Origin of the sequence: Vallitalea maricola, from assembly GCF_036985595.1 — a bacterium.
GTDB lineage: Bacteria > Bacillota > Clostridia > Lachnospirales > Vallitaleaceae > Vallitalea > Vallitalea maricola.
On the sequence record NZ_BTPU01000144.1, the window covers coordinates 1 to 423 of the forward strand.

At 46.1% G+C, this 423-nt stretch carries 1 protein-coding gene; it reads left to right on the forward strand.

From position 1 onward, the window contains the following. A partial coding sequence (locus AACQ14_RS23655; RefSeq protein ID WP_339366003.1) for a hypothetical protein occupies positions 1 to 423 on the forward strand: 423 nt, incomplete at both ends.

Here is a 423-nt window from a genome sequence, read left to right on the forward strand (position 1 = left end):
AGCACCATCAGCCAATGGAGGGCAATTTGCACAACAGCCTAAGGTAAACGCGGTAGATGAATTTGGAAATATATGTACAAGTGACAATGGGACAATCATAGCAGCAAGTAAAAAAGACTCAGGAACATGGAACCTGACAGGAACAACCACAGCAACAGTAAGCGCAGGAGTAGCCACCTTTACAGACTTAGGAGCAACAAACCAAGCGCAGGTCGATAACGCCCAGCTGGCATTCAACAGTGGAAGCCTGACAGAAATAACCAGTACAGCCGTAACGCTACCAGCACCACAAGGAGCCTACACAGTAGCAGCCACAGCCGTCACAACAGAACCAACAGCAGGAACAGGCAATACAATAACACTAACAGTAAAAGATAAATTGGGTAATACAGACACGAACTATGACGGAAACAAATCGGTAAC